General features: G+C 67.6%; 18 protein-coding genes and 1 tRNA gene. 9 read left to right on the top strand and 10 right to left on the bottom strand.

The window, feature by feature from the left end; genetic code table 11:
- The first annotated feature begins 22 nt into the window (after positions 1-22).
- From dnaK to OOT46_RS07720, 4 genes are all read left to right on the top strand, one after another.
- The gene (gene dnaK / locus OOT46_RS07735) at positions 23-1,981 is read left to right on the top strand and encodes a molecular chaperone DnaK (RefSeq protein WP_265403020.1); all 1,959 of its coding nucleotides are present in this window, start codon (positions 23-25) and stop codon (positions 1,979-1,981) included.
- A gap of 114 nt (positions 1,982-2,095) precedes the next feature.
- On the top strand, positions 2,096-3,187 hold the full coding sequence (locus tag OOT46_RS07730) for a fatty acid desaturase family protein (protein ID WP_265403019.1): 1,092 nt from the start codon (positions 2,096-2,098) through the stop codon (positions 3,185-3,187).
- Between the two features lie 30 nt (positions 3,188-3,217).
- Entirely contained in the window at positions 3,218-4,357 is a 1,140-nt protein-coding gene (gene dnaJ, locus OOT46_RS07725; protein WP_265403018.1) for a molecular chaperone DnaJ, read from the top strand.
- Positions 4,358-4,618: 261 nt separating this feature from the next.
- Positions 4,619-4,987, top strand: coding sequence for a hypothetical protein (locus OOT46_RS07720; RefSeq protein ID WP_265403017.1), 369 nt, complete (start codon positions 4,619-4,621; stop codon positions 4,985-4,987).
- 31 nt (positions 4,988-5,018) lie between these two features.
- Here OOT46_RS07720 and OOT46_RS07715 read toward each other — a convergent pair whose 3' ends face one another.
- A complete protein-coding gene (locus OOT46_RS07715; protein ID WP_265403016.1) occupies positions 5,019-6,110 on the bottom strand; it encodes a PA0069 family radical SAM protein in 1,092 nt (363 codons plus the stop codon).
- A 177-nt stretch (positions 6,111-6,287) separates the two neighbouring features.
- Between OOT46_RS07715 and OOT46_RS07710 the strand changes: the two genes are divergently transcribed.
- Positions 6,288-6,548, top strand: a complete 261-nt coding sequence (locus tag OOT46_RS07710) for a YdeI/OmpD-associated family protein (protein ID WP_265403015.1) — start codon at positions 6,288-6,290, stop codon at positions 6,546-6,548.
- 64 nt (positions 6,549-6,612) lie between these two features.
- Here the strand turns inward: OOT46_RS07710 and OOT46_RS07705 are convergent, their stop codons facing one another.
- The 4 genes from OOT46_RS07705 to OOT46_RS07690 form a co-directional block, all read right to left on the bottom strand.
- Positions 6,613-7,569 (bottom strand): NAD(P)H-dependent flavin oxidoreductase, encoded by a 957-nt coding sequence (locus OOT46_RS07705; RefSeq protein WP_265403014.1) that lies wholly within the window; start codon positions 7,567-7,569, stop codon positions 6,613-6,615.
- 84 nt (positions 7,570-7,653) lie between these two features.
- The gene (locus OOT46_RS07700) at positions 7,654-9,459 is read right to left on the bottom strand and encodes an acyl-CoA dehydrogenase (RefSeq protein ID WP_265403013.1); all 1,806 of its coding nucleotides are present in this window, start codon (positions 9,457-9,459) and stop codon (positions 7,654-7,656) included.
- A gap of 100 nt (positions 9,460-9,559) precedes the next feature.
- A complete protein-coding gene (locus tag OOT46_RS07695; RefSeq protein ID WP_265403012.1) occupies positions 9,560-10,492 on the bottom strand; it encodes an electron transfer flavoprotein subunit alpha/FixB family protein in 933 nt (310 codons plus the stop codon).
- Positions 10,493-10,502: 10 nt separating this feature from the next.
- Positions 10,503-11,252 carry an electron transfer flavoprotein subunit beta/FixA family protein gene (locus tag OOT46_RS07690; protein WP_265403011.1) on the bottom strand — a complete coding sequence of 250 codons (750 nt, stop codon included), beginning with the start codon at positions 11,250-11,252 and terminating at the stop codon, positions 10,503-10,505.
- 288 nt (positions 11,253-11,540) lie between these two features.
- Here OOT46_RS07690 and murI point away from each other — a divergent pair, with 288 nt between their 5' ends.
- Entirely contained in the window at positions 11,541-12,353 is an 813-nt protein-coding gene (gene murI, locus OOT46_RS07685; RefSeq protein ID WP_265403010.1) for a glutamate racemase, read from the top strand.
- Between the two features lie 14 nt (positions 12,354-12,367).
- Here the strand turns inward: murI and OOT46_RS07680 are convergent, their stop codons facing one another.
- Positions 12,368-13,669: an MFS transporter gene (locus OOT46_RS07680; RefSeq protein WP_265403009.1), complete on the bottom strand. Its 1,302-nt coding sequence runs from the start codon at positions 13,667-13,669 to the stop codon at positions 12,368-12,370.
- Positions 13,670-13,840: 171 nt separating this feature from the next.
- On the opposite strand from OOT46_RS07680, the gene OOT46_RS07675 reads away from it, so the two are divergent.
- The 3 genes from OOT46_RS07675 (at position 13,841) to OOT46_RS07665 (ending at position 14,792) form a co-directional block, all read left to right on the top strand.
- Positions 13,841-14,233, top strand: coding sequence for a hypothetical protein (locus OOT46_RS07675; RefSeq protein WP_265403008.1), 393 nt, complete (start codon positions 13,841-13,843; stop codon positions 14,231-14,233).
- On the top strand, positions 14,230-14,649 hold the full coding sequence (locus OOT46_RS07670) for a hypothetical protein (protein WP_265403007.1): 420 nt from the start codon (positions 14,230-14,232) through the stop codon (positions 14,647-14,649). Before OOT46_RS07675 ends, OOT46_RS07670 begins: the two co-directional genes overlap by 4 nt.
- Positions 14,650-14,703: 54 nt before the next feature.
- Positions 14,704-14,792 (top strand) — tRNA-Leu (locus tag OOT46_RS07665).
- A 92-nt stretch (positions 14,793-14,884) separates the two neighbouring features.
- Here OOT46_RS07665 and cynS read toward each other — a convergent pair.
- From cynS to OOT46_RS07645, 4 genes are read right to left on the bottom strand one after another with little or no spacing between them, the layout of a single operon-like run.
- Complete coding sequence (cynS, locus tag OOT46_RS07660) at positions 14,885-15,328, bottom strand: cyanase (protein ID WP_265403006.1); 444 nt, start codon at positions 15,326-15,328, stop codon at positions 14,885-14,887.
- Between the two features lie 56 nt (positions 15,329-15,384).
- Complete coding sequence (locus OOT46_RS07655; protein ID WP_265403005.1) at positions 15,385-16,278, bottom strand: ABC transporter ATP-binding protein; 894 nt, start codon at positions 16,276-16,278, stop codon at positions 15,385-15,387.
- Positions 16,279-16,285: 7 nt separating this feature from the next.
- Complete coding sequence (locus OOT46_RS07650) at positions 16,286-17,203, bottom strand: ABC transporter permease (RefSeq protein ID WP_265403004.1); 918 nt, start codon at positions 17,201-17,203, stop codon at positions 16,286-16,288.
- Positions 17,200-18,588 (bottom strand): CmpA/NrtA family ABC transporter substrate-binding protein, encoded by a 1,389-nt coding sequence (locus tag OOT46_RS07645; protein ID WP_265403003.1) that lies wholly within the window; start codon positions 18,586-18,588, stop codon positions 17,200-17,202. The genes OOT46_RS07650 and OOT46_RS07645 overlap by 4 nt, the downstream gene beginning before the upstream one ends.
- Positions 18,589-18,594 lie beyond the last annotated feature (6 nt).

The following is an 18,594-nucleotide window of genomic DNA, read 5'->3' as shown; positions in this document are numbered from 1 at the left end:
TCAGTTTCAAGGAGTCATCAACATGGCAAAGATCATCGGCATTGACCTGGGCACGACCAACTCGTGCGTCGCCATCATGGAAGGCAACACGCCCAAAGTGATCGAGAACAGCGAAGGTGCCCGCACCACGCCCTCGATCATTGCCTACCAGGAAGACGGCGAGATCCTCGTCGGTGCCTCGGCCAAGCGTCAGGCGGTGACCAACCCCAAGAACACGCTGTACGCCGTCAAGCGCCTGATCGGCCGCAAGTTCACCGAGAAGGAAGTGCAGAAGGACATCGACCTGATGCCCTACAGCATCACCGCGGCGGACAACGGCGACGCCTGGGTGGAAGTGCGGGGCAAGAAGCTGGCACCCCCGCAGGTCAGCGCCGAGGTGCTGCGCAAGATGAAAAAGACCGCCGAGGACTACCTCGGCGAGCCGGTCACCGAAGCGGTGATCACGGTGCCCGCCTACTTCAACGACAGCCAGCGCCAGGCCACCAAGGACGCCGGCCGCATCGCCGGCCTGGAAGTCAAGCGCATCATCAACGAGCCGACCGCAGCCGCGCTCGCCTTCGGCCTGGACAAGACCGACAAGGGCGACCGCAAGATCGCGGTCTATGACCTGGGCGGCGGCACCTTCGACATCTCCATCATCGAGATCGCGGACGTCGACGGCGAAAAGCAGTTCGAAGTGCTGTCGACCAACGGCGACACCTTCCTGGGTGGCGAGGACTTCGACCAGCGCATCATCGACTACATCATCGCCGAGTTCAAGAAGGAACAAGGCGTCGATTTGTCGAAGGACGTGCTGGCCCTGCAGCGCCTGAAGGAAGCCGCCGAGAAGGCCAAGATCGAGCTGTCCAACAGCTCGCAGACCGACATCAACCTGCCCTACATCACGGCCGACGCGTCGGGCCCCAAGCACCTCAACATCAAGCTGACCCGCGCCAAGCTGGAAGCCCTGGTGGAAGAGCTGATCGCCCGCACCATCGAGCCCTGCCGCATCGCGATCAAGGACGCCGGCGTCAAGGTCACCGAGATCGACGACGTGATCCTGGTCGGCGGCATGACCCGCATGCCCAAGGTGCAGGAGAAGGTCAAGGAATTTTTCGGCAAGGAGCCGCGCAAGGACGTCAACCCCGATGAAGCGGTGGCGGTCGGTGCCGCGATCCAGGGCCAGGTGCTGGGCGGCGAGCGCAAGGACGTGCTGCTGCTGGACGTCACCCCGCTGTCGCTGGGCATCGAGACCCTGGGCGGCGTGATGACGAAGATGATCGCGAAAAACACGACCATCCCGACAAAGTTCGCACAGACTTTCTCGACCGCCGACGACAATCAGCCGGCAGTGACGATCAAGGTCTTCCAGGGCGAGCGTGAGATGGCCTCGGGCAACAAGGCACTGGGCGAGTTCAACCTCGAAGGTATTCCGCCCGCGCCGCGCGGTGTGCCGCAGATCGAGGTGACCTTCGACATCGACGCCAACGGCATCCTGCACGTCAGCGCGAAGGACAAGGGCACCGGCAAGGAGAACAAGATCACCATCAAGGCGAACTCCGGCCTGTCCGAGGAAGAGATCCAGAAGATGGTGAAGGACGCCGAGCTCAACGCCGCCGAGGACAAGAAGAAGCTCGAGCTGGTGCAGGCCAAGAACCAGGCCGACGCCACCGTGCACAGCGTGCGCAAGTCGCTGACCGAGTACGGCGACAAGCTCGAAGCCGGCGAGAAGGAGAAGATCGAGGCCGCGATCAAGGACGTCGAGGAGTCGCTCAAGGGTGACGACAAGGCCGACATCGATGCCAAGACCGAAGCCTTGATGACGGCGAGCCAGAAGCTGGGCGAGAAGATGTACGCCGACATGCAGGCCGCCCAGCAGGCGGCGGGCGGTGCGGCAGGCGCCCAGCCGGGCGCGGCACCGGGCGGCGGGCAGGACAGCGGCAAGCCGGCCGACGACAACGTGGTGGACGCGGAATTTACCGAAGTGAAAGACAAGAAGTAATTCAAGCGCCGGCCGTGCGGCCCGACAACGCAAGAGACCGGCGTCGCGACGCCCTCTCTTGCGTTTGTGTTTGCGCGGCCGACAGGCATCGAAGAAAAATCAGGGTCGATATTGATGAGTCAAGCTGTGCCTGCGCGGGTGGTGTTTGCCCCCCGCGCGCCCTTTTTCGAAACCTTGAAGGCCCGCGTACGGGCCCATTTCGCTTCCGAGGGGAAGCGCGAGACGGGGGATTGGCGGCTGCACGCCAAGACGCTGTTTGCCTTCGCACTGTTCGCGGCGAGTTACGTCAGCCTGGTGTGGTGGGTGGAACACGGGTGGTCGGCGGCCCTGGCCGCCCTGGGTGTCGTGCAGGGCTACGTGCTGATCGCCTTCAACGTGATGCACGACGGCGCGCACGGCAGTTATTCGCGCAAGCCCTGGCTGAACCGGCTGATGGGGGCGACCATGGACCTGATGGGCAGCAGCAGCATGCTGTGGCGCCAGAAGCACAATCAGTTGCATCACACCTACACCAACATCGACGGCAAGGACGACGACATCGCGATCGGCGCCCTGCTGCGCCTGAGCCCCAGCCAGCGCTGGTACCCCTGGCACCGGCTGCAGCACTGGTACGCGCCGCTGCTCTACAGCCTGCTGACGCTCTACCTGCTGCTGTTCGGCGACTGGCAGAAGGTGCTGAGCGGGCGCATCGGCACCACCCCGCTGCAGCGCCGCGCCTGGTGGGAGACGCCCTATTTCGTCGCGACCAAGTTGTTCTATGTCGGCTACACGCTGGTGCTGCCGATGTTTTTCCATCCCGCCTGGCAGGTGCTGGTGGTGTTCCTGGGCATCCACTTCGTGTTCGGCCTGACCCTGTCGCTGGTGTTCCAGGTGGCGCACACCGTGGACGGCACCGACTTCCCGCAGCCCGATCCGGCCAGCGGCCGGCTGGAAGACGACTGGGCCACCCACCAGGTCAAAACCACTGCCAACTTCGCTCCCGGCAACCGGCTTGCGTCCTTCTACATGGGGGGTTTGAACTTCCAGGTCGAACACCATCTTCTGCACCATGTGAGCCACGTGCACTACCCGGCCATCAGCCGCATCGTGCGGCAGACCTGCGAGGAGTTCGGCGTGCCCTACAAGAGCTTCCCCTCGGTGCGTTCGGCCGTCGCCGCGCACTTCAGATTCCTGCGCGGGCTGGGCCGATCCCCGGTGGCCGCCTGACTTTCCATTCGATTCCGGACCTGAAACACCATGGCAAAGCGTGACTACTATGAAGTCCTGGGCGTAGCGAAAAACGCCTCCGAGGACGACATCAAGAAGGCCTATCGCAAGCTGGCGATGAAATACCACCCGGATCGCAACCAGGGTGACGCCGCCAAGGAGGCCGAGGAGCGATTCAAGGAGGTCAAGGAGGCCTACGAGATGATCTCCGACCCCAAGAAGCGCGCTGCCTACGACCAGTATGGCCACGCCGGGGTCGATCCCAACATGGGCGGCCGGGGCGGTCCGGAAGGTTTCGGCGGTTTCGCCGAGGCCTTCGGCGACATCTTCGGCGACATCTTCGGCGGTCAGGGCGGCGGCCGCCGCGGCGGCGGCGGCCCGCAGGTCTACCGCGGCGGCGACCTGTCCTACGCGATGGAAATCACGCTGGAGGAAGCCGCCCACGGCAAGGAAGCGCAGCTGCGCATCCCCAGCTGGGAGGAGTGCGACACCTGCAACGGCAGCGGTGCCAAACCCGGCACCAGCGCCAAGACCTGTCCGACCTGCGCCGGCTCGGGCACCGTGCACCTGCGCCAGGGCTTTTTCAGCATCCAGCAGACCTGCCCCCACTGCCACGGCACCGGCAAGATCATTCCCGAGCCCTGCACGGCCTGCAACGGCCAGGGCAAGCTGAAGAAAACCAAGACGCTGGAGGTCAAGATCCCCGCCGGCATCGACGAGGGCATGCGCATCCGCTCCGCCGGCAACGGTGAGCCGGGCACCAACGGCGGCCCCCCGGGCGACCTCTACATCGAAATCCGCCTGAAGAAACACGACATCTTCGAGCGCGACGGCGACGACCTGCACTGCACCGTGCCGGTGAGCGTCGTCACCGCGGCGCTGGGCGGCAGCATCGAGGTGCCGACCCTGGGCGGCGGCGCCGAGATCGAACTGCCCGAGGGCACCCAGCACGGCAAGACTTTCCGCCTGCGAGGCAAGGGCATCAAGGGCGTGCGGTCGGCCTACCCCGGCGACCTCTACTGCCACATCGCGGTGGAGACGCCGGTCAAGCTGACCGAGCACCAGCGCAAGCTGCTGAAGGAGCTCGACGAGTCCTTCAAGAAGGGCGGCGACCGCCACTCGCCCAACGCCAAGAGCTGGACCGACCGGGTCAAGGACCTGTTCAAGTGAGCCGGCGGGTCGACGACCCGCTCCCCGATCTCGAGAGCCGCCGCAAGGCGGCTTTTTCGTTTCCTGCTCATTTCGGCTGGAAAACCGCGGTCGAGCAGAAACCAAGGGTTATGGGGCGGACCCACGCCGGCCTCTCTTCATGAAACCGACACCCGGGCGGCCGACAATCGCCCGCTCCGGGGCAGTGCGGCAGTCGTCCCGGCCCCGGCTGCCGCAGCAGCCGACTTTGCCCAAGGACCGACTTTGCCCAAGGAGATCGACATGCAGAAGAGCTACCTGATCCTCTCGGCCGCCCTGTTCCTGGCGTCCGCCAGCGGGTATGCGCAGGATCCGTCCGATTGCACCATCCACTACACGCGCACCGCCTGCCCCGGCAAGGAAGCCGAGAGCTACAAGAAATGCGATGGTCAGCAGTCCTGCGCCAAGCCGGCGCCGGCCAGCTCGGAAAAAGCCTGCCAGGAGGCGGCGTTGAAAGCCTGTGCCAACGACCGCCTCGACATCACGCACAGCAAGGTCATCACCGCCACCTACAAAGGCAAGCCGATCAAGTCGACCACCGGCAAGGACGATTTCTGCGCCGACTACGCCAAACGCAAGACCGAATTCGACCGCTGCTCGGCCACCAAGTAGCCGCCACGGCGCTTCTCGGACGGGCCAGGCTTCAGAACAGCACGCCCTGCCCGTCCTTCTGCGGCGGCCTGAAAACGCCGGCGTCGAGCGCCTTGACCTGGCGCGTCAGGCCGCAACGGGTCACCGCCTTGTCGATGCGCTGGCGGATCAGTTCGGCCCACAGGCCGGTGCCCTTCATGCGAGAGCCGAAGTCCGCCTTGTAGTCCTGCCCGCCGCGCATCTCCCGCACGCGCGCCATGACGCGGCCGGCGCGCTCGGGAAAATGCTGCTCCAGCCACTGGTGGAACAGCGGATTCACCTCCCAGGGCAGCCGCAGCACCGTGTAGTGGATGGAGCCGGCCCCCGCGTCAGCCGCCGCCTCGACCAGCCGCTCGATCTCAGGCTCGTTGAGGAAGGGGATGATGGGCGCGATGTTGACGCCCACCGGGACGCCCGCGGCCGACAGGCGGCGCACCGTCTCCAGCCGCCGCAGCGGCGAGGCCGCGCGCGGCTCCATGATGCGGCACAAGACGCCGTCGAGCGTCGTGATGCTGATCGACACCCAGGCCCGGCCCGCCTGCGCAGCCGGAGCGATGAGGTCCAGGTCGCGCTCCACGCCCGAGGACTTGGAGATGATGGTGAAAGGATGGGCGCAGCGCGTCAGCACCTCCAGCACTTGGCGCGTCAGCCCGAGCTTGCGCTCGACCGGCTGGTAGGCGTCGGTGGCCGAACCGATGTTGATCGGCGAGGGTCGGTAGCGCGGCCGGGCCAGTTCTTCTTCGAGTCGTTCGGCCGCATTGACCTTGGCGACAATGCGCGTCTCGAAGTCCAGCCCGGGCGACAGGTTCAGATAGCTGTGGGTAGGCCGCGCATAACAGTAGATGCAGCCGTGTTCGCAACCTCGGTACGGGTTGATGGACAGCTCGAAGGGAATGTCGGGCGAATCGTTGGCCGCCAGCAGCGACTTGACGCGCTCTTCGATGATCGTGGTGGCGGGCGGCAGGTGCTCCTCGCGGGCGTCCTGCTCCAGCGTGCCCCAGCCGTCGTCGAAGCCCTCCCGCTCGGCGCGCTCGAAACGATGCGCAATGCGCAGGGCCGTGCCGCGCCCTTTGAAGGCCCCGGGAAGGAGAGGATCGGAGGGCATGGCAGGTTCGAGGACCGGCCCGAAGACCGGGCCGGAGTGTGGGATATGACGGGGCATTGAGAACTGTATTTCCATACAGTATATTCACCCCTCGACGGGCTGCCAAGACAGCCCGCACACGCTGCCGCTCGCCACCCACCGTGGCGCGGCCCGATTGAGACTCAGGGAGGTTTCAACATGACATCACTGCCGTCGCCGCTCAGGCGCGCCCTTCACCCGATGCCCGGCTTCGTCAAGCACGCGCTGGAGCAACGGGATCTGATGGCCGCCTACGAGGCCCGCCCGCCCTACCAGCGCAACGACTACCTCGGCTGGATCCTGCGCGCCAAGACCGACGCGACCCAGCTGAAGCGCCTGGAGCAAATGCTGGACGAACTGGCCGATGGCGCGCTGTACATGCGCACGAAGTGGAAGCCGGCCACTGCGAAACGGCGCTGAGAGGGGCGCGGCTCCGTGAAGGGCCGCCCCTGCCCTTGAGCCGGGCGCTGCCCGGCCTTGGGACTCAGGCCGCGCAGAGCTGCTGGCGCGCAGCCTGGTATTCGCTGCGCAAGCGCTCAATCAGCACGCGGGCGGGCACGACTTGCTTGATCGCGCCGATGCCTTGGCCGCAACCCCAGATGTCCTTCCAGGCCTTCTTGGCGCCTTCGCCGCCGAAGTTCATCGCGCTCGGATCGCTTTCCGGCAGCTTGTCGGGGTCGAGGCCGGCGTTGACGATGGAGCCCTTCAGGTAGTTGCCGTGCACGCCGGTGAAGAGGTTGGAGTAGACGATGTCCTGGCTGCTGCTCTGCGTGATCATCTGCTTGTAGCCCTCGATCGCGCGCGCCTCCTCGGTGGCGATGAAGGCCGAGCCGATGTAGGCGAAGTCCGCGCCCATGGCCTGGGCGGCGAGCACCGAGCGGCCGTGGGCGATCGCACCCGAGAGCGCCAGCGGACCGTCGAACCACTCGCGGATCTCCTGCACCAGCGCGAATGGGCTGGTGGTGCCGGCGTGGCCGCCAGCTCCGGCCGCCACTGCGATCAGGCCGTCGGCGCCCTTCTCGATCGCCTTCTTCGCGAAGGTGTTGTTGATGATGTCGTGCAGCACCACGCCGCCGTAGCTGTGCACCGCCTGGTTGACCTCCGGGCGTGCCCCCAGCGAGGTGATGATGATGGGCACCTTGTACTTCACGCAGAGCTCCAGGTCCTGCTCCAGCCTGTCATTGGACTTGTGCACGATCTGGTTGATCGCGAAAGGTGCCGCGGGCCGCTCGGGGTGCTGCCGGTTGTAGGCTGCCAGCGTCTCGGTGATCTCGGCCAGCCACTCGTCCAGCAGGGAGGCCGGACGGGCATTGAGAGCCGGCATGGAGCCCACCACGCCGGCCTTGCACTGCTCGATGACGAGCTTGGGGTTGCTGATGATGAACAGCGGCGAGCCGATGACGGGCAGCGGCAGGTTCCGCAGGACGGTGGGCAAAGACACGCGAGTCTCCCTGGATGAAGACGGCCGCGGCGCGGCCGGCGGAAACGGCCGCACTGCGGCGGCCCGGGTCGTACAGACCGATGCTCAGAAAGCGTCGAGCGCCAGGGCGGTGACGCTGTCGCCGCCCTCGAGGATGGTGTCGCGCTGGCCCGGCACGCGCGCCAGGATGTGCTCGGCATAAAAGCGCGCGGTGGCGATCTTGGCCTGCATGAAGGGCACGTCCTGACCCGCCTGCAGGCGCTCCTCGGCCACCAGCAGCGCGCGCGCCAGCTGCCAGCCGGCCACCAGGTTGCCGGCGAGCATCAGGTAGGGCACGCTGCCGGCGAACACCGCGTTGGGCCGCGTCTTGGTGTTGGCGACGACGAAGTCCACCACCTGCACGAAGGCCTCGCGCGCTGCGCGCAGCCGCTTCAGCGTGGCCTGAGCGGCGGCGCTGTCGCGGCGCGCCAGCTCGGCTTCGGTCGCTTCGATCTGCGCCGCCACGGCGCGCGCCACCTGGCCGCCGTCGCGGGCGGTCTTGCGCCCCACCAGATCGTTGGCCTGGATCGCCGTGGTGCCCTCGTAGATCGTCAGGATCTTGGCATCACGGTAGTACTGCGCCGCACCGGTTTCCTCGATGAAACCCATGCCGCCGTGCACCTGCACACCCAGGCTGGCGACCTCCAGGCTCATCTCGGTGCTGTAGCCCTTGACCAGCGGCACCAGGAATTCATAGAAGGCCTGGTTCTGCTTGCGCACCGCGGCGTCCGGATGGTGGTGGGCCGCGTCGTAGGCCGCGGCCCCGACCAGGGCCATCGCGCGGCAGCCCTCGGTGCTGGCACGCATGGTCATCAGCATGCGCTTGACGTCGGGGTGATGGATGATGGCGGCGGAGCCGGGCAGCGATCCGTCCACCGGGCGCGACTGCACGCGGTCCTTCGCGTACTGCACGGCCCGCTGGTAGGCGCGCTCGGCCACCGCGATGCCCTGCACGCCGACCGCAAAGCGGGCCGCGTTCATCATGATGAACATGTACTCCAGGCCGCGGTTCTCCTCGCCGACCAGGTAGCCGATCGCACCGGGGCCGACCTCACCCTTGTCGTCGCCGTAGACCAGCACCGCGGTCGGGCTCGCCTTGATGCCCATCTTGTGCTCGATCGAGGCGCACCAGACGTCGTTGCGCTTGCCCAGCGTGCCCTGCGCGTCGACCAGGAACTTGGGCACGATGAACAGGGAGATGCCCTTGACGCCCTCGGGAGCGTCGGGCGTACGGGCCAGCACCAGGTGGACGATGTTGTCCGCCATGTCGTGCTCGCCGAAGGTAATGAAGATCTTCTGGCCGCTGATGCGGTAGCTGCCGTCGCCCTGCGGCACGGCCTTGGTGCGCACCAGCGCCAGGTCCGAGCCGGCCTGGGGCTCGGTCAGATTCATCGTGCCGGTCCACTCGCCCGAGATCATGCGCGGCAGGTAGAGCTTTTGCTGCTCGGGCGTGCCGGCAGTCAGCAGGGCCTCGATCGCGCCGTCGGTCAGCAGCGGGCACAGCGCGAAGCTGAGGTTGGCGCTGTTGAGCATTTCGACGCAGGCCGCGCCGATGGTCTTCGGCAGGCCCTGGCCGTCGAATTCGGCCGGGTGCTGCAGGCCCTGCCAGCCGCCTTCGCCGAACTGGCGGAAGGCCTCCTTGAAGCCGGGGGCGGTGCTGACTTCACCGTTCTTCCACGCGCCGGGGTTCTTGTCGCCTTCGAAGTTCAGCGGCGCGACCACACCTTCGTTGAAACGGGCGCACTCCTCCAGCACGGCCTGGGCGGTTTCCAGCCCGGCATCCTCGAAGCCCGGCAGCCCGGCCACCTGTTCGAGGCCAGCCAGTTCCTTCATGCAGAACAGCATGTCCTTGACGGGGGCTTGGTAACTCATGGGGTCTCCTTGGTCCTGATGTGCAAAAAAGAATGACGGGCGGAAAAAAACCCGTTGCCCACGAGCTGGGGGCGAACGGGTTCCTGACGCTCGCGCCGGCTTACAGCGCTTTGACCAGCTCCGGCACCGCCGTGAAGATGTCGGCTTCCAGGCCGTAGTCGGCCACGCTGAAGATCGGCGCCTCGGGGTCCTTGTTGATCGCGACGATCACCTTGGAGTCCTTCATGCCGGCCAGGTGCTGGATGGCGCCCGAGATGCCCGCGGCAATGTAGAGCTGCGGAGCGACGATCTTGCCGGTCTGGCCGACCTGCCAGTCGTTGGGCGCGTAGCCGGCGTCCACCGCGGCGCGGCTGGCGCCCAGGGCGGCGCCCAGCTTGTCGGCCAGCGGGGTCAGCAGCTCGGTGAACTTGTCGCTGGAGCCCAGCGCCCGGCCGCCGGAGACGATGATCTTGGCGCCGGTCAGTTCGGGCCGGTCGCTCTTGGTCACTTCACGGCCGACGAAGCTGGAAGTGCCGGCGTCGGCCACGGCCGCGACCGACTCGACCGCCGCAGAGCCGCCGGTGGCAGCCGCCGCGTCGAAGCCGGTGGTACGCACCGTGATGACCTTGACCTTGTCGGCGCTCTGCACCGTCGCGATCGCGTTGCCGGCGTAGATCGGACGCTCGAAGGTGTCGGGGCTGTTCACCTTGATGATGTCGGAGATCTGGGCCACGTCCAGCTTGGCCGCCACGCGCGGCGCGACGTTCTTGCCCATCGCGGTGGACGGGAACAGGATGTGGCTGTAGTTGCCGGCGATCGCCAGCACCTGGGCGGCGACGTTCTCGGCCAGGCCTTCGGCCAGCGGCGCGCCGTCGGCGTGCAGCACCTTGGCGACGCCCGCGATCTGGGCTGCGGCTTGAGCGGCGGCGGCGGCATTGGCGCCGGCCACCAGCACGTGCACATCAGCGCCGCAAGCGGCGGCCGCGGTCACGGTGTTGAGCGTGGCGCCCTTGATGGAGTTGTTGTCGTGTTCAGCAATAACCAGTGCAGTCATCATCAACTCCTCAGATCACCTTGGCTTCGTTCTTCAGCTTCGCGACCAGGGTCGCGACGTCGGGCACCTTCACGCCGGCACCGCGCTTGGGCGGCTCGGACACTTTCAGGGTCTTGATGCGCGGGCTCACATCCACGCCCAGGTCGGCCGGCTTGACGGTGTCCAGCGGCTTCTTCTTGGCCTTCATGATGTTGGGCAGCGTGACGTAGCGCGGCTCGTTCAGGCGCAGGTCGGTGGTGATGACCGCCGGCAGCTTGAGCTTGATGGTCTCCAGGCCGCCGTCGACCTCGCGGGTCACCACGGCATGGCCGTCGGCCACCTCGACCTTGGAGGCGAAGGTCGCCTGCGGCAGGTCCAGCAGCGCAGCCAGCATCTGGCCGGTCTGGTTGCAGTCATCGTCGATGGCCTGCTTGCCGAGGATGATGAGGTCGGGCTTTTCCTTGTCGACCAGGGCCTTGAGCAGCTTGGCCACGGCGAGCGGCTGCAGTTCCTCGGCGGTCTCGACCAGGATGCCGCGGTCGGCGCCGATGGCCATTGCCGTACGCAGCGTTTCCTGGCACTGCGTGACGCCGCAGGACACAGCCACCACTTCGGTCAGGGCGCCCTTCTCCTTCAGGCGGGTCGCCTCTTCGACGGCGATCTCGTCGAAGGGGTTCATGCTCATTTTGACGTTGGCGACGTCCACCCCAGTGCCGTCGGACTTCACGCGAACTTTCACGTTGTAGTCCACGACGCGCTTGACCGGAACCAGTGCCTTCATGCGACGATCTCCTTTGATTGACGTAAACGTAACTCGGGATTCTATGTTGCGGTGCACTCGTCGGGCTGCCGCACAGGTGACTCGGAAACCCGGTACGGGAAACCTCGCCGAAAAACGAACGATCGTTCTATTCTAGCGGAAGCCGGGGGGCTTCCGTCCACCCCCTTCAGGCTTTTGTAGGGAAGCCGCCTCAGGCCGGTTTTTCTCGACGCTCATCGTGTCCGGGCAACGGCGATGCCAGGCTGGCCGCTGCTAGACTGCCGCGACTTCGTCCTGGAACCTGAGCCGATGTCCCTGCCCTCCGCCTCTTCGCCGGTTGTCGGCGTCTTCGACGCCGGCGTCGGCGGGCTCTCGGTGCTGCGCGCGATCCGCCGCCAGCTGCCGGGCGCCGGTCTGCTGTATGTCGCCGACTCGGGTCACGCGCCCTATGGCGAACGCGAAGCGGCCTATGTGCTGGAGCGTTCGCGCCGCATCAGCGACTTTCTGCGCTCGCAGGGCGCACGAGTGGTCGTCATCGCCTGCAACACCGCCACCGTGGCCGCCATCAAGACCCTGCGCGAGCTGAGTCCGGACACCGCCTTCGTCGGCGTCGAGCCGGGGCTCAAGCCGGCCGTGGCCTTGAGCCGCACGGGCCGGGTGGGCGTGGTGGCGACCACCGGCACCTTGAAAAGCGAGAAGTTCCAGGCCCTGCTTGCGACCTACCGCCAGCAGGCCGAGGTCCACCTGCAGCCCTGCCCCGGCCTCGCGCACGCGATCGAGCAGGGCGACCTGGACTCGCCGCAGGTCCGCGAGCTGGTGCAGCGCTACAGCAGCCCGCTGCGCGAGGCCGGCGTCGATACCGTCGTACTGGGCTGCACCCACTACCCCTTCGTCGCGCCGCTGTTCCAGGCGGCGCTCGGGCCCGGGGTGCAGCTGGTCGACACCGCCGAGCCGGTGGCCCGGCAGACCGTCACCCAATACCTGAAGATGCACGGCGACCTGCCCGATCCCGCCGTGCCGGCCCCGGTGCACCTCTACACCAGCGGCGATGAGGCGACGCTGAGGCAGATCGCCGCGCAGTGGCTGGACTTTCCGGTCACGGTGCAAGCCCTGCCCGGCTGAGGCGCCCGGGAGCCTCAGCCCGTCAGCGCCGCGGCGCGGCCGCGCTCGACGTTCACCGGGCGCAGCATCGCCAGACCGGCCGCGAAAAAGACCGCCGTCACGCCGAAGGCCAGCCGGTGGTTGCCGGCGGTGGCCCACGACACCAGGCCATAGGTGAGCGGCCCGACCACCGCCGCCAGCCGCACCGAGAAGGTCCACAGCCCGTAGAACTCGGCCAGCCGGGCCCGCGGCGCGAACACCCCCACCAGGGCCCGGCCGGCCGACTGGCTGGCGCCCATGCACAGCCCGGCGATCACCGCGGCGACCCAGAACAGCGCTGCCGAGGTGGCCAGCACCGCCAGCACCGTCATCACGATCCAGCCGACCAGCGTGCAGGCCAGCGACGTCTTGTGGCCGACCCGGTCCTGCAGGTAGCCGAAACCGAAGGCACCCAGCGCGGACGCGATGTTGACGAGGAACACCAGGGCCATGGTCTGCGCCTGCTTGAAACCGAGCACCTGCTCCGCATAGACCGCCGCCAGCGCAATGACCACCGCGATGCCGGCCTGGTAGCTCGCCGTGCAAGCCAGCAGCCAGCTGAAGTCGGGCAGGTGGCGGGCGCCGCGCAAGGTGCTTGCGAGCTGGCGCAACGAAGCCCGCACGCCGCCGCTGCCGGGGGCGGCGCCTGGCTGCGGCAGCGCGCGCTCCTTCAGCAGCGTGAAGGTGACGAGCGAGGCCGTCCCGTAGACCACCGCGGTGATGACCATGGTGACCGGCACGAAGTCGCTGGCCGGCAGGCCGCGCGACTGGGCCCACAGCACATAGGCCAGGCTCAGGCCGAGCGCGAGCATGCCGCCGCAATAGCCGAAGGCCCAGCCCCAGCCCGACACGCGGCCGAGCGCCTCGCCGCGCGCGAGCTCGGGCAGGAAGGCGGCGATCAGCGATTCGCCGTAAGCGTAAAAGCAGTTCGACAGCACGACCGCGACCACCGTCCAGCCGACCTCGCCCGGCCCCGCGAATGCCAGGGCCAGGGTGGAGACGACGCAGCCGGCGGTCGTGAAGGCCAGCAGCCGCTTTTTCGCGGCGCGCAGGTCGGCCCACGCCCCCAGTGCCGGCATCGTCACCATCACGATCAGGCAGGACAGGGCCAGCGAGGCGGTCCAGGCAAAGGTGCCCCAGCCTGCATTGCCGGTCACGACACCGACGAAATAGGCGTTGAAGACGGCTGTCAGCACCACCGTCGTGTAGCCGGAGTTGGCGAAGTCGTACATCGCCCAGGCAAACACCTCGCGCTTGCGCACCCCCTCGTTGAGCGCGGCTTGGGGGAACCAGGACATGGTTGTTGTCTCCTCCCCCGAAGCGGTGGGGGCGCAGCCAATCATGCCAGAGCACCAGCACGGCCCGGCCGGCAGCCACGCGGCCGCAAAGCTCAGGGTTATCCGCTGGTCATTTTTGGGGATGTACGCGGCCGGGCCGGGCTTCGACACTGCGTCGGAAGGAGGAAGGCCATGAACCCGATCGCCTTTTGCGTGGCGGCAGCCGCCCTGCTCTGCGCCGCAGAGACGGCGGCGCAGACCGCCCCGCACGCCCACGCTGCAGCGTCTACGCCCCGCATCGAGCGCCTGCGCCAGTCGCCCCCGCCACCAGGGGCGCCCGCCGAAACCCTGCGCGACCCCGCCCGCGAACGGAGCCGCGGTCCTGCCGCAGTGCCGTCCGTCGACGTCAACCAGCTGCAGGACCGCCGCATGGCCCCCGGCGGCGCGTCGCCGGCACACCCCGACGACACGCTGGCCGAGGAAAACCGCCGGCTGCGTCAACTCAACGAGTTGCTGGAGCGCAAGGTGGTGCTGCTGGAAGCCGAACTCAAGCTGCGGCACCGCGGCGCGGGGAGCGGGCCTTGACGCGCGCCTACTCCGAGCTGCAGGCCGCGTCGGAACTGCAGTCGCTCGACGCGCGCATCGCCGAGATCAAGCAGGGGCTGCCCGCACCGGCCGCGCCGCCACCCGACAACACTATGCCCGGCTGGTGGAGCACCACCGAGGCGATGACGATGAGCGCCTCGGTGCTGGTCTTCGGCAGCTTCGTCATCTGCGTCGCGGCGCTGCTGGTCAAGCGGGGCAAGACCGCGGAGTCGGTGCTTCGCATGTTCGGCACCATCCTGATCATCGTCGCGGCGCTTTTCCTGGTCGTGGCCGGTTACAGCGACCAGCAGGTCGCCCCCGTGATGGGCCTGCTCGGCACCATCGCGGGCTACCTGCTGGGCAAGGACAGCGGCGAGGGCGGCACCCGCCGCAAGGAGCCCTCCGACCCGGCCTGAGACGGCGGCCTCGGGAAGCGCCGGCTGCGTCGTGTCCTGTATGCTTCGGGTCGGGCCCGAGTGGTGAAATCGGTAGACACAGCGGACTTAAAATCCGCCGCCCCTCATCGGGCGTGGCAGTTCGAGTCTGCTCTCGGGCACCATCTCTTCAAGTCGCCCCCGCTCCACCCCTCCCCTTCCGCCCTCGCTCGAAAAGCGCGAGCGGCTTCCCGACCGCCCGCACCCGGTCGCTGGCTCAGTAGCTCTTGTAGGGCAGGAACTTGCCCGACATCGTGATGTGGACCCGGTCTCCCGCCGGGTCAGGCTCACGCTGCAGATCCATGCGGAAGTCGATCGCGCTCATGATGCCGTCGCCGAACTCCTCGTGGATCAGCTCCTTGAAGGTGGTGCCGTAGACGTTGACGAGTTCGTAAAAGCGGTAGATCAGCGGATCGGTCGGCACGCTGGTCGGCAGCGAGCCCTTGTAGGGCACCACGGTGAGCCACTGCGCCTCGGCCTCGGTGAGGCCGAAGATCTCGGCGACCACCTGGGCCTGCTCGGGCGTCAGCGTCATCTGGCCCAGCAGCGCGGCGGTCGTCCACTCCTTGCTGCGGCCGACACGTTCGGCGACGTCGGCCCACTTCAGGCCCTTGGCGACCTTGACGGCGATGATCTTTTCGGTGACATCCAGACGGTTCATGGAGACAGCTCCTTGTTGGCAAGTGAAAGGCCGCAGGGCCGACGGGCCGGGGGCCCTCAACCCTGCAGGGCCGCCCGGGCTTCGGGGCTCAGTTCGAGGTCGAGCCCGGGCCGGACCTCGGGCGGCCGCGCCGGCGCCCGCCCATGCGAGAAGCGTGCCGAGCGGTCGACGAGGAAGTCCAGCAGGTGGTTGCGGATGCGGTAGTACTGCGGGTCGTGATGCAGGCCGGCGCGCTGGCGCCCGCGCGGCATGGTGTTGCGCACCACCTCGACGATGCGCGCCTGCGGACCGTTGCCCATCAGCAGGATGGTGTCGGCCAGCAGGATGGCTTCGTCGACGTCGTGCGTGATCATGAAAACCGTCTGCCGCGTTTCGGCGCAGATGCGCAGCAGCTCGTCCTGGATGGTTCCGCGGGTCAGCGCGTCCAGCGCACCGAAGGGTTCGTCGAGCAGCAGCATCTTCGGTTCGATCGCGAAAGCCCGCGCGATGCCGACGCGCTGTTTCATGCCACCCGACAGCGCCGCCGGCCTCTTGTCGATGGCGCTGCCCAGGCCGACCATCTCGACGTAGCGGGTCACCTGGGCATCCACCTCACGGGGCGACCAGCCGGGCCAGCGGCTGCGCACCGCGAAGGCGATGTTCTGGCGCACCGACAGCCAGGGCATCAGCGCATGCCCCTGGAACACCACCCCGCGGTCGAGTCCCGGCCCGCCGACCGGGCGCCCCTCGATCAGCACCCGGCCGGCGCTGGGCCGCTCCAGCCCGGCCAGGACTTGCAGGATGGTGGTCTTGCCGCAGCCCGAATGGCCGATCAGGCAGACGAACTCGCCGCGGTGAACCTCGAAGTTGATCTGGTCGAACACCGTCGGGCCCGGCCGGCCGTCGGCCCCCGCATAGGCCTTCGCCAGCCCCTCGACACGCAGGAAGTCCGGGCCCGGCTGGGACGTCATGCTCTCCTCACTCAACATAGGTCACCGCCTTCTGCAGGCGCGCAAAGCCCAGATCGAGCAGCATGCCCACCACGCCGATGACCAGGATCGCGAAGATCACGTTGGCCAGCGAGAGGTTGTTCCACTCGTTCCAGACGAAGTAGCCGATGCCGGTGCTGCCCACCAGCATCTCGGCCGCGACGATCACCAGCCAGGCGATGCCCATGCTGATGCGCATGCCGGTCAGGATGGTCGGCGCCGCGGCCGGCAGGATCACCTCGAGCGCCAGGCGGCGCGGCGGCACTTCCAGGGTGCGTGCGACGGCCAGCCACTCGCGCCGCACGCCGGCGACGCCGAAGGCCGTGTTGATCAGCAGGGGCCAGATCGAGCAGATGAAGATCACGAACACGCCGGAGATCGAAGAGTCCTTGATGGTGTAGAGCGCCAGCGGCATCCACGCCAGCGGCGAGACCGGCTTGAGCACCTGGATGTAGGGCTGCAGCGCCCGGTAGGCCAGCGGGCTGGTGCCGATCAGGAAACCCAGTGGCACCGCGACCAGCACGGCGATGCCGAAGCCCAGCCCGACACGCAGCAGCGAATGTCCGAGTTGCACGCCGATGCCCTTGTCGTTCGGCCCGGCGTCGCGCCAGGGGTCGGACAGGTGGGCGAGCATGGCCCGCCCCAGTTCGGCCGGTTGCGGGAAACCCGCTTCTCGGCGCTGCCCGGGCTCCTGGCCCATCAGGCGGGCGTACTCGATCTGCTCGGGTGTGAGCCCGGCCTGGCCGTCGGCTCCCGGCAGCGTGGCCCACTGCCAGACCGCCAGCAGCGCCGCCAGCAGCAACAGCGACAGCAGGCCCGCGTGCAGCGGGAGCCGCGAGCTGCGGCGTACCGTCGCCGCGGGTACCGTCGCCGCGGGGGGCAGCGACTCGGACACGGCCTCCCTCATGCCACCACCTTCCGGATCGCGAAGCTCTTGAGGTATTCCTCCGGCTGCTCCGGGTCGAACACCTTGCCCATGATGCGGGCCTTGCGGTAAGCCCCCTCCGGGGGGCGCCAGCCGGCCATGCCCATCTGCTTTTTCGCGTCCGTCAGCATGAACACCTTCTCGGCGATCTGGCTGTAGTCGACGTCGCCCTTCAGGAAACCCCAGCGTTTCATCTGCGTCAGCATCCACACCGCCATGCTCTGCCAGGGCACCGGATCGAAGAGCGCGCGGTCGGGCACCCGCCGGACATGGCCCAGCCCGTCCGGGAACTCGCCCGTGAGCACCTGGGCCACCACCTCCTCCGGCTGGTTGAGGTAGGCCGCCGGCGCGATCAGCCGTGCCATGCGGGCCCGGTCGGTCGAGACGCTGGCGATGAAGGACGCACCGATGATGGCGCGGAACATCGCGGCAAAGCTGTTGGGGTGCTCACGGATGAACTCGTCGCTCATCCCGAAGGCGCAGCAGGGATGGCCGTCCCAGATGTCTTTCGAGAGCACGTGGATGAAACCGATCTGGTCGTAGACGGCACGCTGGTTGTAGGGGTCCGGACCGAGGAAGCCGTCGATGTCCCCGGCCCTGAGCCGGCCCACCATTTCAGGCGGCGGCACGACGTGGATCTCGACCTCAGTATCGGGATTGAGGCCGTGCTCCGCGAGGTAGTAGCGCAACAAGAAGTTGTGCATGCTGTAGACGAAGGGCACGGCGAACTTGAAGCCCTTCCAGGCCTTGGGATCGCGACGCCCCTTGTGCCGCACGTGCAGGGTGATCGCCTGGCCGTTGATGTTCTGTATCGTCGCCACCGAGGTCGCTACCTTGTCCGAGCCCAGGCCCAGGCTCATCGCCAGCGGCATCGGCGACAGAAAATGCGAGGCGTCGTGCTCGCGGCTGATGACGCGGTCGCGGATGGCGGCCCACCCCGGCGTCTTGACCAGCTTCACGGCGATGCCCTGGTCGCGGTAGAAGCCCAGCGGCTCGGCCATCAGCAAGGGTGTCGCGCAGGTGATGCTGATGAAGCCGATCTTCAGGTCGCGCTTCTCGGGCGCGCCGCGTTGCTGGGCCAGCGCCTGCAAGGGCGCGATGGGCAGCAGGCTGGCGATCGCCGCCATCGCGGTGCGCCGGCCCACGGCGCGCAGGAACTGCCGCCGGACCTCGTCGCGAGGAAACAGGGCCTTCACCAACGCAGCCTCGACAAACCGGTTCACCGCCTGCTCAGCCGTGGCCGGGCTGCAGGCTGTCGCCGGCTCCTCGTTCAGGCCCGCGCCGCGCGCCTGGCCGCAGGCACAGCGCATCAGCAGCGGACGGTCGGCATCGTAAGGGTCGTGGCCCGGTATCGCTGAATCGGTCATCGAAGT

It is taken from the genome of Aquabacterium sp. A7-Y (assembly GCF_026153205.1).
In the GTDB taxonomy this organism is placed as follows: Bacteria; Pseudomonadota; Gammaproteobacteria; order Burkholderiales; family Burkholderiaceae_C; genus Caldimonas.
Note: the sequence above shows the minus strand (reverse complement) of the source record. Positions and strands in the feature narration are given on the sequence as shown.